The sequence below is a fragment of the Bordetella bronchialis genome (assembly GCF_001676705.1).
Classification (GTDB): domain Bacteria; phylum Pseudomonadota; class Gammaproteobacteria; order Burkholderiales; family Burkholderiaceae_B; genus Bordetella_C; species Bordetella_C bronchialis.
In genome coordinates, this window is sequence record NZ_CP016170.1 from 5,670,452 (window position 1) to 5,683,677 (window position 13,226).

Genomic DNA, 13,226 nt, shown 5'->3' on the forward strand with positions numbered 1-13,226 from the left:
CCTGCTGTTTGTCGATGCGTACGCGGAATCGACGGGCGTCGCGGCGCTTCGACGCCGGGATGCAATTCCGCGGCGGCGCCTAGACGGCCTGGCTGCGCTTGCCGGCGCTTTCCCGCTGCTTGCGGAACAGCAGGTGCGTGGCCGTCAGGTGCAGGCGCATCGCGGCCTCCGCGCAGGCGGGGTCGCGTGCGCGCAGCGCCTCGATGAGCTGGCGGTGGTGCGCCACGCTGCGCAGCATGTCGTCGCGGCTATAGAAATAGAACGAACCGATGATGATCGGCACATCCAGCAGGTTGTCCACCAGCGCGCGCACCCGCGCCGATTGCGCCGCTTCCACCAGCGCATGGTGGAAGCGGTTGTTGTGCTGCTGCACCTGGGCGACCCGGTCGGGGTCGTCCGACTGCACCGCGCGCGCCATGGCTTCGTTGATCTGTTCCAGCAGGTCGATCTGCTGCGCCGTCGCGCGCTCGGCGGCGGCGCGCGCGGCATAGGGTTCCAGCAGCAGGCGCAGCTCGAAGGCCTCGTTGATATCGCGGTCCAGCCAGCCCAGCACCACCGTGCCGCGCCGGCCATCGCGCTTGACCAGGCCATCGGCGGCCAGGCGCTCGATGGCGTTGCGCACGGGGGTGCGACTTACCGATAGCTCGCTGGCGATGTGTTCCTCGCGCAGGCGTTGGCCAGGCAGGAAGGCGCCGGCCATCAGGCGGCGGCGCAATTCACCGTACACCAGGTCGCGGGCGCTGGGCATTTTCCGGTCTGCTCTTCGAGGCATCGTGAAGGTGCCGACTATACCCGAACCGTATCGCCGGCCGCGCCGCTATTGACGGCCGGCATGCCAGCCCTTAATGTACGTACAAACGCACATTAAGGAGACACCATGGCTGGCGTGCAAGACATGGCTGGCGCCCTCGCGGGCGTGAAGGTGCTGGACATCTCCAACTTCCTGGCCGCCCCCATGAGTGCGATGTTCCTGGCGGACTTCGGCGCCGACGTCCTCAAGGTGGAGCGTCCCGGCAAGGGCGACGAGGTGCGCTACTGGGGCGAAAACAAGAACGGGGTGGGCCTTTACTACAAGGTCATCAACCGCAACAAGAAGTCCGTCACCCTGGACCTGCACACGCCGCTGGGCGTGGACGCGGTGAAACGGCTGGTGGCGGATACGGACATCGTCGTCGAGAACTACCGCACCGGCACGCTGGAGAAATGGGGCCTGGGGTACGAAACGCTCAAGCAGATCAATCCCGGCCTGATCATGATACGGATCACCGGCTTCGGCCAGACGGGGCCCTATAGCGATCGGCCGGGTTTCGGCACGCTGGCCGAGGCCTATGCCGGCTATGCGCAGATCAGCGGCTATCCGGACGGCGCGCCGCTGCTGCCGGGCTTCGGCCTGGCGGACTCCACCACCGGATTGATGGCGGCCTTCCTCGCGCTGGTGGCGCTGGCGGAAAAACGCCGCAGCGGACGCGGGCAGTATGTGGACCTGGCCATCTACGAGACCCTGCTGACCCTGATCGGACCGCATGTGATCAACTTCGACCAGCTGGGCATCGTGCAGCGCCGCGAAGGCAGCCGCCTGCCCTTCACCGCGCCGCGCAATACCTACCGCACGCGCGACGGCAAATGGGTGACGGTGGGCGGCAGCGCGCAGTCCGCCTTCGTCAATATCTGCGAAACCCTGGACATACCGGAACTGGTCCACGACCCGCGCTTCGCCGACAACCGCCAGCGCCTGCGCCATGTAGAGGCGCTGGATGACGCATTGCAGGCGGCCATCGCGCGCTTCGACCTGGACGACCTGCTGGCGCGCTCCGCGGCGCGGCGCTGCACCATGTCGCCGGTGAACGATGTGGCACAGATATTGGCCGACCCGCATATCCGCGCGCGCGGGAACATCCGGGCCGTCTACGACGAAGAACTGGCCTGCGAGCTGCGCATGCAGGACGTGGTCGGCAAGCTCTCGGCCACGCCCGGCGCGGTGCGCCATCCGGGACCGCGCCTGGGGCAGCACAACCGCGAGATCCTGGTGGAACGCCTGGGCTACAGCGAGGCCGAACTGGCCCGGGCGGGCATCCAGGTGGACACGACTCCGGACGGCCCCCCGATAGTCGGCGGGCCAGGCGCCCGGGCATGAGGGAGACGGCGATGCGGCTACCCGACCAGATCGATATCGTCGAAGTGGGCCCGCGCGACGGGCTGCAAAGCCTGCGCAAATGGGTGCCCACCGAGGACAAGGTGCGCATGGTGGACCGGCTGTCGCAGGCCGGCTTTCCCGTCATCGAGGTGACCGGCTTCGTGCATCCGCGGGTCATTCCCAACCTGCGCGACGCCGAAGCCGTGTGCGAGCGCATCGTGCGCCGGCCGGGCGTCATCTATCGCGGGCTGGCGCCCAATGCCCGCGGCGCGGAGCGCGCGGCGGCGGCGCGGGTGGACGAAGTGGTGGGACTGACCATCGCCAGCGCTTCGTACCTGAGGAAAAACCAGAACATGACGCCCGAGCAGGCCGGGGACCAGGCGATCGAGGGCTTCCGCATCGCCGATGCGAAGGGCCTGCGCTATGTACTGGCCATCGGCATGGCCTTCTGGTGCCCCTACGAAGGGATCATCCCGCAGGAACGCGTCACCGCCATGGTCGGCCGCTTCCGCGACGCCGGCATCCGCCGCCTGTACCTTGCAGGATCGGTGGGGCTGGAGGATCCCCGCCATGTCGGCGAACTGTTCGCGCGCCTGCGCGACCGCTATCCCGATGTCGAACTGGGCTTCCACGTGCACAACCTGGGCGGCATGGCCACCGCGAATATGCTGGCGGCGCTGGACGCGGGCGCGAGCTGGCTGGAAGGCGCCATCTGCGGCATCGGCGGCGGTATCGCCATGCCCGAAAGCCTGGGCGCGGTGGGCAATTTCCCCAGCGAGGATATGGCGCGCATGATGGCCCTGATGGGCCTGGACACCGGCCTGGACCCGGATGCCGTGCTGGCGGCCGCGCGCGACATCGCGCGCCTGCTCGATATACCGCCGCGCAGCCATTCCATGCACGGCAGCACGCGCGAGGCCGTCATGCGCTGGGGACGCGAGCATCCGCACGAACATCCCGAATGAGCAGGGCCCGGCGGCGGGGCGCGGGCCGCCGCCTAGTCTTCCGCGTGATGGGCCCGGAACCGCGTGCTCTGCGTGTAGCGGCCGCTGGGATAATGGCCGATGCCGACTTCCACGATGGCGCCCTGCTTGTCCAGGTAGTAGCGCGAGATGCGCAGCGCCGCCTGGCCTTCCTCGGCCTTCAGGGCCTGGGCCATTTCCGGTGTCAGGCGGGCGGCGGTGATTTCCTGCAGCACCTCGACGATGCGTACGCCGTAGCGTTCCTCCACCAGCGAATAGATGGGGCGCTTGATGACCCGGGCGCGGCCGATGGCGCCCGCGTATTCCGGCCGCAGATAGGCCTGCAGATAGCACAGCGGCGTGGCGCCGCCCGGCACCTTGCGCACGATGTTGGTCTCGGACCAGGCCTGGCCGGGCGCGCAGTGCAGCAATTCGGCGAACGCGCCGTCGGCGACGATCTCGCGGCGCGACTTGACGTGCATCTCCGTGGCGTCGACGAACTGCAGCAGATCGGAGATGTTGTGGATACCGCTGAAGAAGCGCGGCGATTCAGGCCGCGCGCGCACCTTGGTGCCGATGCCGGGACGGGACCACAGCAGGCCTTCTTCCTTGAGCTCGCGCAGCGCCTGGCGTACGGTATGGCGGCTGACACCGTAGCGCTGCGCCAGCTCGCCTTCGGTGGGCAATGTGCTGCCGATGGGATAGCGCCCGCCATGGATGTCGCCGGCCAGCGTCTTGGCCAGCGCGACGTAGAGCGGATTACGCCCGCCGGCGAGTGCGCCGGGATAGGGCAGGGCTTCGGCGGAAGAAGGCATGGCGCGCATCGGCTCGGCAAAAAGGGGGATGGTAAACGCCCGGTGTTGACAGGCGCGGGAGCGGCCCTTATTGTACGTACAAACGCACATTTCGCACAGCCTGGCGCGGCAAGCAGACCGGCGCCGGCCGGACGGAAGGGAGATACGCATGACGGTGTTCAGGTCTTTTCTGTTCGCGCCCGCCAACCACCCGAGGCGGGTGGAGAAGGCCTTCACGCTGGATGCCGATGCGGTCATCCTGGACCTGGAAGACGCCTGCGCCATCTCCGAGAAGGTCGCCAGCCGCGCCAAGGTCAGCGAGGCCATCGCGCGGCCGCGGCGCGGCCTGGGCTATGTGCGCGTCAATCCCCTGTCCACGGAATTCGCCTACGGCGATCTCACCGAAACCGTGCGGCCCGGCCTGGACGGCGTGGTGCTGCCCAAGGTGGAATCGGCCGGCGAGCTCTCCACGGCGGACTGGCTGATACGGCAAATGGAGCGCGAACGCGGCATGCCGGAAGGCGGCGTGGACCTGATACCCATCATAGAGACCGCTCGCGGCCTGGCCGAGCTGCCGCGCATGCTCGGCGCCACGCCCCGCGTGAAGCGCGTCGCCTTCGGCGCGGGCGACTTCACGCTTGACCTGGACCTGACATGGACCCGCGACGAGGACGAGCTCAACGCCTACCGCGCCCAGGTCGTGCTGCATTCCCGCGCGGCGGGCATCGAAGCCCCGCTGGACACCGTATGGGTGAACCTGCAGGACCCGGAAGGCTGCGCGGCCTCGGCACGCAAGGCGCGCGAACTGGGATTCCAGGGCAAGCTGTGCATCCACCCCGACCAGGTGCCGGTAGTGAACGCCGCCTTCTCGCCGACCGAGGCGCAGATCGCCCGCGCCCGCCGCGTGCTGGACGCCTTCGCGCAGGCCGAGGCGCAGGGATCCTCGGCCATCCAGCTGGACGGCCAGTTCATCGACTACCCCATCGTCTACGCCGCGCGGCGCGTCATGGCATTGGCCGCGAAAACCCAGAAGCAGTAACCATCGAAGCGCGGACCACGCAGTCCGCGCGCACGGGAGGAGACACCCATGGCTAACGCAGCGGCCGCGGTACGGCCCCTGGATCACCTGAAAGTGATCGACGTATCGAGTTTTCTTGCCGGGCCGTTCTGCTCGACCCAGCTGGCCGAGTTCGGCGCGGACGTCATCAAGCTGGAACTGCCCGGCGTGGGCGATGCGCTGCGGCGCTTCGGCACCATCACGCCATCGGGCGATTCCCTGCCCTGGCTGTCCGAGTGCCGCAACAAGAAGTCGGCCACGCTGGATTTGCGCAAGCCCGAAGGCGCGGAACTGCTGAAGGCCCTGGTCAAGGATGCCGACGTGCTGGTGGAAAACTTCCAGCCCGGCACGCTGGAAAAGTGGAACCTGGGCTGGGATGTGCTGAAGGAAGTGAACCCGCGCCTGATCATGGTGCGCATATCGGGCTACGGGCAGACCGGACCCTATAGCGGGCGTCCCGGCTTCGGCCGCATCGGCAACGCCTTCGGCGGGCTGTCCTATCTGGCCGGCTATCCGGACCGGCCGCCGGTAACGCCCGGCTCGGCCACCATCCCGGACTACATGGCGGGCCTGTACGGCGCGCTGGGCGTCCTGCTGGCCCTGCAGTCGCTGGCCAAGACCGGCCGCGGGCAGGTGGTGGACATCGGCCTGTACGAACCGATATTCCGCATCCTGGACGAGCTGGCGCCGGCCTACAAGATGAAAGGCTATGTGCGCCAGCGCATGGGGCCCGGCACGGTGAATGTGGTGCCGCACAGCCACTATCCGACCCGGGACGGACGCTGGGTGGCGATCGCCTGCACCAGCGACAAGATCTTCGAACGCCTGGCCCACGCCATGGGCGTGCCGGAGTTCGGCGGCGCCGGCAAATGGGGGACCATCACGCAACGCGAGGCCGAACGGGCGCAGGTCGACGAATACGTCGGCGCCTGGAGCGCGCAATACACGCGCGACGAAGTCCTGCGCCGCTGCGAGGAACACCAGGTGCCCTGCGGCCCGGTCTACGCCATCGACGAGATATTCGAAGACCCGCAGTACGCCGCGCGCGGCAACATCGTGCATTTCAAGGACGAGCGCGTGGGCGAGTACGCGGTGCCCAATGTGGTGCCGCGGCTGACGGACACCCCGGGCGGCATAGACCGGCTGGGCCCAGCGCTGGGCGAGCACAACGACGAGGTCTACCGCCAGCGCCTGGGCCTGTCGGAAGCGCGCATCGAGGCGCTGATGCGCGCCGGCGTGATCTAGGCGCGCGGCGCCAGCGGAAGACGCCGCGCACGGCGGCGCAAGGCCTGTCGACGCTGGAGACGGCGCCGCGACGCACGCGGCGCAACGGAGGAGACATCATCGTGCCTTTCATCGAATTGTTCGTGGCCGGCATCCTGCTGGGCGGCCTGTACGCCCTGATGGCCTGCGGCCTGAATCTGGTGTTCGGCGTCATGCGGGTGATCAACTTCGCCCACGGCGACCTGCTGGCGGTCGGCGCGCTGACCACCGTGTCGCTGGTGGCGGGCATGCACCTGCCCTACATCGCCGCGCTGGTACTGGCGCCGCTGCTGACGGCCGCCCTGGGCCTGGCCATGCAGTGGATCGTGATACGGCGCATCGCCGACGGCCCCATGATCATGTCGCTGCTGGCCACCTTCGCGCTGTCCACCATCATCGTCAACGTCGCCATCCTGATCTGGGGCGGCGGCTATCGCGGCCTGCCCACCGTGCTGGGCGGCTCGGTGGCGATCGCGGGCATGGATATTCCGCTGTCGCGGCTGGTGTCCTTCCTGGTCGCCATGGCGGCGACGCTGGGCGTGTGGTGGTTCCTGCAGGCCACGCGCTACGGCAAGGCCATACGCTCGGTTTCGCAGGCCCCGGAGCTGGCGGTGATATCGGGCATCTCCATCAACCAGGTGCGCAACGTGACCTTCGCGCTGGGCGCGGCGATGGCCGGCCTGGCCGGCGTACTGCTGGCGCCCACCTTCGCGTCGGACGCGCAACTGGGCGCACGCTTCGGCATCAAGGCCTTTGCCGTCATCATCGTGGGCGGCATGGGCAGCTATCCCGGCGCCATGCTGGCCGCGCTGATGATGGGCGTGCTGGAAGTCTTCGCGGGCTACTTCTACGGACAGGTGCTGGGCGCCGCCACGGTATTCCTGGCCATGCTGATCGTGCTGATCTTCCGCCCCCGAGGCATCTTCGGCATGGGAGCGCGCGCATGAGATACGCCCTGCTGCTTGCCGCCGTCCTGCTGGCCGCCGCCGTCGCGCCCCTGTATGCCGGCTCCTACCTGATGTCCTTCCTGGTGCAGACCTTTATCTTCATCGGGCTGGCCTATTCCTGGAACCTGATCGGCGGCTATGCCGGCTACACGCATTTCGGGCAGGTTACCTTCTTCGGCCTGGGCGCCTACGTGGGCGCCATCGCCATCGGCAACGACATCGCCTGGCCCTGGGCGACGCTGATGGCCGCCGTGTTCGCCTCCGTGTGCGCCGCCCTGCTCGGATCCATCATGCTGCGCCTGAAAGGGCCGTTCTTCGCCATCGGCATGTTCGGCATCGCGCGCGTCTGCGAATCGCTGGCGCTGGGCCTGGACAACATCACGCAGGGCGGCACGGGGCTGTACCTGACGGCGGTGGACCTGGAGCTGGTGTACTACGCGGCCGGCGCGGTGGTACTGGCGCTGGCCATCGCCACCTGGCGCCTGGACAACTCGCGGCTGGGGCTGCAGCTGCTTTCCATCCGCGAGGACGAGACCGCGGCCGCCGCGCTGGGGGTCCGCACCACGCGGCTGAAGGTGGGCACCTTCATCGCCTCGGCCTTCATGCCCGGCGCGCTGGGCTGCCTTTACGCCTGCTATCTGGGCTTCATCGACCCCACCACCGCATTCGCGCCCATGACCGAGCTGACGGTCATCGCCATGGTCTTGCTGGGCGGCATGGGCACGGTGCTGGGCCCGCTGGTCGGGGCGCTGGCGCTATCCGTGGTGAACGAAGTGCTGTGGGCGCGGTTGCCGGAAATCTACCTGGCGCTGGTGGGCGCGATCATCCTGGTCGCCGTGCTGTTCATGCCGCGCGGCATCGTCAACTTCGCGCAGCGGCACGCCTGGAAGTGGGTGCCGGTGGCGCGCGGCCATCTGCGCCGGCTGGCGGAACGGCGCGGGGCCGCGGCCCCGCCCGCGCGCAAGCAAAGCATCGGCGATCCGACGCGATTGCCGCGCAAGCGTTTGAGTTGAGACGGTCACGGCGGGGGCAAGACACAAAGGGAGCGGCGCATGGCGCAAGAAGACATCCTGGTGGTGGAAGACGTACGCAAGAGCTTCGGCGGGCGCGTGGCGCTGGACGGAGCCAGCCTGCGCGTCGCGCGCGGGTCCATCACGGGCGTGATCGGGCCGAACGGCTCGGGCAAATCCACCCTGTTCAACATCGTCGCCGGCACGCTGCCGCCCGATGCGGGCCGCGTCCTGTTCGACGGCAAGGACCTGGCGCACACCTCGCCCGCGGAAATCTGCCGGCGCGGCCTGGGCCGCACCTTCCAGATATCGCGGCTGTTCTCGGAACTGACGGTGCTGGAGAACCTGGTCGCCGTCGCGCACGGAATGTCCGACGCCGATGCCGTACAGCGCGCCCTGGAGCTGCTGGATTTCCTGGAGATTCCCGCGCTGCGCGACAAATGGGGCGCCGAGCTCTCCTACGGCCAGCGCAAGCTGGTGGAGATCGCCCGCGCGCTGATGCTGGCACCGCGCGTGATGCTGCTGGACGAACCCTTCGCCGGCATCAACCCCCGGCTGCAGAACCGCATCGTCGAGCACCTGCAGTCCCTGCGGGACCAGGGACTGACGGTGTTCTTCATCGACCACGAGATGCGCATCGTGCTGGAAATCTGCGATGACCTCTACGTGCTGGCCGAAGGCCAGATCATCGCCCACGGCGATGCCGCGGCCATCCGCGCCGACGAACGCGTCAAGGAGGCGTACTTCTGAAGGCATGCCCGGGACCGCCCCTGGTCCACACGCGCCGCCCGGCCCGCGAGCATGGACGGCTCTATAACGGAGGAGACGAGACATGAAGAAGCAGCTGCTGGAAAAGGGCCCGGTGGACGCACTGCGCCGCCTTTGCATGGGCCGCGCGATGAAGGCCGCGGCCGCCCTGGCGATGGCCATGGCCGCCGCCGGCATGGCGGGCGGCGCGGTGGCGCAGGAAAGCAAGCCGATACGCGTGGGCGTGGCGCTGTCCCAGTCCGGCAACCTGGCCGACAGCGCCAAGCATTACTGGGAAGGCGTCGCCCTGTGGCGCGACCAGGTCAACGCCCGCGGCGGCCTGCTGGGCCGCAAGGTCGAGCTGATCGTGTACGACGATCGCAGCGATCCGGCGACCGCGGCGCGCCTGTACGAAAAGCTGATCACCGACGACAATGTGGACCTGCTGTTCGGGCCCTGGGGCTCGGCCTCCGCCGCGACGGCGTCCGGTGTCGCGAACCGCCATAAGCGCATCTTCTTCAACTCCGGCGGCGCATCCGAGCAGATCCAGGAGCGCGGCTACAAATACGTCTTCCAGACCGCCGCGCCCATCAGCGCCTACGTCGCCAGCGTCGGCCCCCTGGCGGAAAAGTACAACCTGAAGACCATCGCCTTTTTCGGGCGCGACTATCCCGCCGCGCGCGACATGGAGAAGTCCATCAAGGCGATAGCCGAGAAGCGCAACCTGAAGGTCCTGGCATCGGAGTTCTTCCCCGCCGGCACCACGGATTTTTCGTCGATGATCGCGCAGGCCAGGCAGTCGCAGCCCGACATCTGGGTATCCGTGGGCTATCCCAACGAGGCCATCGAGATGGTGCGCCAGTTCAAGGCGTCCAACTACCTGCCCAAGGTCTTCGTGCACAACGGCGTATCCATCGACGACTTCCTGAAGGCATCCGGCAAGGACGGCGAATACGCCTTCGGCATGTCGCTGTACGAGCCATCCCTGAAGACCCAGGGCAACGTCGAGTTCGTCAAGGCCTACCAGCAAACCTACAAGAGCGATCCGGGCTATTACTCCGCCTTCTCCTACGCCGGCGCCACCGTCATGGAGGCCGCCGTCAAGGCCGCCGGCTCGCTGGACCAGGACAAGCTGCGCGAGGTCCTGACCACCCTGGAGGTCGACACCGTAATGGGCCACCACAAGGTGGACCCGAAGACCGGCAAGCAGGTGGGCGTGACCGGCCTGCTCGTGCAGGTACGCGACGGCAAGCGCGAGATCGTCATGCCCACGGACCTGAAGACCACCGATGCGGTGATTCCGATGCCTGCGTGGAACAAACGCTGATTGCGTCGTACCGGACGGGCGGAAGCGGGATTTCCCTCCGGGGCGCGGCGCGGCATGGCATGGCATGGCATGGCACCGCACCGCACCGCACCGCAAGGCTCAGGACGGCATTGCAAGGAAGGTTCGCATGAGCACAGACCAAGCGGTTTTCCTGGACATGCAGGGCGTCACCACCGGCTACGGCGACGTGGCGGTGGTGCGCAATGCCAGCATGCGTTTCGCCAGCGGCGGCATCACCGCCGTCATCGGGTCCAACGGGGCCGGCAAGTCCACCGCGATCAAGGCCGCGGCCGGGCTGCTGCCCGCATGGAAGGGCCGCGTGCTGGTGGGCGGCGCCGACGTCACCCGCGAGGCCCCGCACAAGCGCCTGGCGCGCGGCCTGGCCTTCGTCCCGCAAGGACGCATCGTGCTGCCCGACATGACGGTGCGCGAGAACCTGGACATCGGCGCCTATATCCTGGGCAAGGACCGCGCGCGCATCGGACAGGCCCTGGAGCGCGTCGTTGCGACCTTTCCCGTGATCGGCCAGCGCATGCGGCAACTGGCCGGCACCATGAGCGGCGGCGAACAGCAGATGCTGGCCATCGCCAGGGCGCTGATGACCTCGCCCACGGCCATCATCCTGGACGAACCGTCCCTGGGCCTGTCGCCGAAGTTCGTCAACGCCGTCTTCGAGAAACTGGTGGAACTCTCGGCCTCCGGCCTGACCGTCATCATGGTGGAACAGAAGGCCTCGCGCGCGCTGCAGATCGCCGACCACGGCTACGTCATGCACACCGGCCAGGTCGTCTACGCCGGCTCCGGCCGCGAACTGCTGGACAACCCCAACGTGCAACGGCTGTTCCTGGGCGAAGTCCCGGAGGAGATCGACCGACTGGTCGCCGCCGCGCATGACGCCGAGGCCATCGACGCATGAGCGCCAGGATTGCCAAGGAAGCCGGGGCCGGGCCGGCGCCGCGCCTGCGGCGCACCCTGTTGATGACGCCCGGCAACCGCGAAGACCGCCTGCGCAAGGCCGCCACCTACGGCGCCGATGTACTGGTCTACGACCTGGAGGACGGCGTTCCGCCCGCGCAAAAGGCGGAGGCGCGACGCTGCGTGGCGGCCGTGCTGCGGCAAGCGCCGGCCGCGTCCAGCCTGCCGGGGTCACCGGCAGCCGACGCGGACCGGCCTTCCTCCACGCCCGGCGGGAACCGCGCACCGCCCCTGGAGTATTGCGTACGCATCAACGCCCTCGACACGCCGTATGGCGGCGACGATCTCGCCGCCCTGCCCTTCGACCGGCTGGACAGCATCATGGTCCCCAAGGTCGAATCCGCCGACATGTTGCGCGCCGTCGACGCGCGCCTGCTCGCCCTGCATGCCGACCGCGGCCGCGACCGCCCCATCGAACTGATCGCCCTTATCGAGACGCCGCGCGGCGTCCTGCGCGCGCTGGACATCGCCGACGCCGTACCGCGCACCAGCGCCCTTTTCTTCGGCTCGGGCGACTATACCTCCGCACTGGGCGCCGCCGTCACCGAAGCCACGCTGCACTACCCCCGCGCCACCATCGCCGCGGCCGCGGCGGCCGCCGGGCTGCAAGCCATCGACGCCGCCTACTTCCAGGACGTCAAGAACGCCCAGGCCACGCGCGAAGACGCCGTGGTGGCCCGCGCGATGGGCTACGCCGGCAAGGTGGTGTTCCATCCCAACCAGGTGGACGTGGTGAACGACATCTTCTCGCCCACCGAAGCCGAAATCGAACACGCCGCCCGCCTCGTCGCCGCCTACGACGCGCAGATCGCGCGTGGCCATGGCACCAGCGTCATGGATAGCGCGTTCGTGGCGGTCGACCTGATCCCGCCCGCCCGGCGCCTGCTGCGCCTGGCGCACGCCATCGCGAAACGGAAGCCCACGCCATGACGCCAACCCCGCACCATCCGCCCGTCACCATCCCCCCACGACCCCAACGCCTGCAGCGTTCCGAACTGGCCGTCCCGGCGACCAACCCGCGTTTCTTCGCCAAGGCCGCCGCCAGCGCGGCGGACGTCGTCTTCCTGGACCTGGAGGACGCCGTGGCGCCCGCCGCCAAGGACCAGGCCCGTGCCCAGGCCATCGCCGCGCTCAACGAGATCGATTGGGGCCGCAAGACCATGGCCGTGCGCGTGAACGGCCTGGACACGCCGTGGGCCCACCGCGATATCCTCGACGTTGCCCGGCAGGCCCCGCGCCTGGACCTGATCCTGCTACCCAAGGCCGGCTCGGCCTTCGACGTCCAGTTCGTCGACCAATTGCTGACGCTGATCGAACGCGAAACCGGCCGCCCCAAGCGCGTGGGCATCGAGGTCCTGATCGAAACCGCGCTGGGCGTGGCCAACGCCGAGGCCATCGCCGCATCCTCCCCCCGCCTGGAAGCCATGATTTTCGGCGTGGGCGACTACACCGTGGACATGCGAACCTACGATGCGGTGTTCGGCACCCCCAGCGAGCGCTACGCCGTGCTGACATCCGCCGCCGGCAACGGCGCGCGGCAGCGGCACTGGAACGACCAATGGCACTTCGCCATGGCCCGCATCGCCAACGCCTGCCGCGCCTACGGCCTGCGCCCGGTCGACGGTCCCTACACGGACTTCCGGGACACCGAAGGCTACCAAGCCTGCGCCGCCCGCGCCGCGGCCCTGGGCTTCGAAGGCAAATGGGCGATCCATCCTTCCCAGATCGATATGGCGAACGAAGCCTTTTCGCCGACGGCGGCGCAGTTGGAGTGGGCTGCGCATGTGGAGGCTCTGATCGAGGAAACCAACCGGTCGGGCCAAGGCGCGGTCGGCGATGGCGGCGTCCTGATCGACATGGCACACCTGAAACAAGCCAGGCAGCTGCGACACCGCCAGGCCCTGATCGATCGAATCGCCCGCGACTGAACGGGCGATGTCGTCGTGGATCTTCTTGCTCATGCCGTCTTGGGATGTCGCTTGCGAAGGTCTTCTTGCTCTTGCCGTCTTG

The 13,226-nt window shown here is 68.4% G+C and carries 13 protein-coding genes; 11 read left to right on the top strand and 2 right to left on the bottom strand.

Annotated features, from left to right (window positions below; translation table 11 throughout):
- Nucleotides 1-79 precede the first annotated feature (79 nt).
- Nucleotides 80-748: a GntR family transcriptional regulator gene (locus BAU06_RS24930; RefSeq protein ID WP_066357020.1), complete on the bottom strand. Its 669-nt coding sequence runs from the start codon at nucleotides 746-748 to the stop codon at nucleotides 80-82.
- Between the two features lie 129 nt (nucleotides 749-877).
- On the opposite strand from BAU06_RS24930, the gene BAU06_RS24935 reads away from it, so the two are divergent.
- Both BAU06_RS24935 and BAU06_RS24940 read left to right on the top strand, forming a co-directional pair.
- The gene (locus BAU06_RS24935) at nucleotides 878-2,134 is read left to right on the top strand and encodes a CaiB/BaiF CoA transferase family protein (protein WP_197509382.1); all 1,257 of its coding nucleotides are present in this window, start codon (nucleotides 878-880) and stop codon (nucleotides 2,132-2,134) included.
- A gap of 11 nt (nucleotides 2,135-2,145) precedes the next feature.
- The gene (locus BAU06_RS24940) at nucleotides 2,146-3,099 is read left to right on the top strand and encodes a hydroxymethylglutaryl-CoA lyase (RefSeq protein WP_066357022.1); all 954 of its coding nucleotides are present in this window, start codon (nucleotides 2,146-2,148) and stop codon (nucleotides 3,097-3,099) included.
- Nucleotides 3,100-3,131: 32 nt separating this feature from the next.
- Here BAU06_RS24940 and BAU06_RS26800 read toward each other — a convergent pair whose 3' ends face one another.
- Complete coding sequence (locus BAU06_RS26800; protein WP_066359756.1) at nucleotides 3,132-3,911, bottom strand: GntR family transcriptional regulator; 780 nt, start codon at nucleotides 3,909-3,911, stop codon at nucleotides 3,132-3,134.
- A gap of 148 nt (nucleotides 3,912-4,059) precedes the next feature.
- Here BAU06_RS26800 and BAU06_RS24950 point away from each other — a divergent pair, with 148 nt between their 5' ends.
- The 9 genes from BAU06_RS24950 to BAU06_RS24990 all read left to right on the top strand — a co-directional run bounded on the left by BAU06_RS24950 (nucleotide 4,060) and on the right by BAU06_RS24990 (nucleotide 13,144).
- Nucleotides 4,060-4,929 (top strand): HpcH/HpaI aldolase/citrate lyase family protein, encoded by an 870-nt coding sequence (locus tag BAU06_RS24950; protein WP_066357025.1) that lies wholly within the window; start codon nucleotides 4,060-4,062, stop codon nucleotides 4,927-4,929.
- Nucleotides 4,930-4,977: 48 nt separating this feature from the next.
- Nucleotides 4,978-6,192 (top strand): CaiB/BaiF CoA transferase family protein, encoded by a 1,215-nt coding sequence (locus BAU06_RS24955; RefSeq protein WP_066357032.1) that lies wholly within the window; start codon nucleotides 4,978-4,980, stop codon nucleotides 6,190-6,192.
- A 101-nt stretch (nucleotides 6,193-6,293) separates the two neighbouring features.
- Complete coding sequence (locus BAU06_RS24960) at nucleotides 6,294-7,157, top strand: branched-chain amino acid ABC transporter permease (RefSeq protein WP_066357035.1); 864 nt, start codon at nucleotides 6,294-6,296, stop codon at nucleotides 7,155-7,157.
- Nucleotides 7,154-8,170 (top strand): branched-chain amino acid ABC transporter permease, encoded by a 1,017-nt coding sequence (locus BAU06_RS24965; RefSeq protein WP_066357038.1) that lies wholly within the window; start codon nucleotides 7,154-7,156, stop codon nucleotides 8,168-8,170. The genes BAU06_RS24960 and BAU06_RS24965 overlap by 4 nt, the downstream gene beginning before the upstream one ends.
- A gap of 39 nt (nucleotides 8,171-8,209) precedes the next feature.
- Complete coding sequence (locus tag BAU06_RS24970) at nucleotides 8,210-8,917, top strand: ABC transporter ATP-binding protein (protein WP_066357040.1); 708 nt, start codon at nucleotides 8,210-8,212, stop codon at nucleotides 8,915-8,917.
- An 82-nt stretch (nucleotides 8,918-8,999) separates the two neighbouring features.
- On the top strand, nucleotides 9,000-10,241 hold the full coding sequence (locus BAU06_RS24975; protein ID WP_066357046.1) for an amino acid ABC transporter substrate-binding protein: 1,242 nt from the start codon (nucleotides 9,000-9,002) through the stop codon (nucleotides 10,239-10,241).
- Between the two features lie 127 nt (nucleotides 10,242-10,368).
- The gene (locus tag BAU06_RS24980; RefSeq protein WP_066357048.1) at nucleotides 10,369-11,157 is read left to right on the top strand and encodes an ABC transporter ATP-binding protein; all 789 of its coding nucleotides are present in this window, start codon (nucleotides 10,369-10,371) and stop codon (nucleotides 11,155-11,157) included.
- The gene (locus BAU06_RS24985) at nucleotides 11,154-12,146 is read left to right on the top strand and encodes an HpcH/HpaI aldolase/citrate lyase family protein (protein WP_066357051.1); all 993 of its coding nucleotides are present in this window, start codon (nucleotides 11,154-11,156) and stop codon (nucleotides 12,144-12,146) included. Before BAU06_RS24980 ends, BAU06_RS24985 begins: the two co-directional genes overlap by 4 nt.
- On the top strand, nucleotides 12,143-13,144 hold the full coding sequence (locus BAU06_RS24990) for an HpcH/HpaI aldolase/citrate lyase family protein (RefSeq protein WP_066357054.1): 1,002 nt from the start codon (nucleotides 12,143-12,145) through the stop codon (nucleotides 13,142-13,144). The genes BAU06_RS24985 and BAU06_RS24990 overlap by 4 nt, the downstream gene beginning before the upstream one ends.
- Nucleotides 13,145-13,226: the final 82 nt, after the last annotated feature.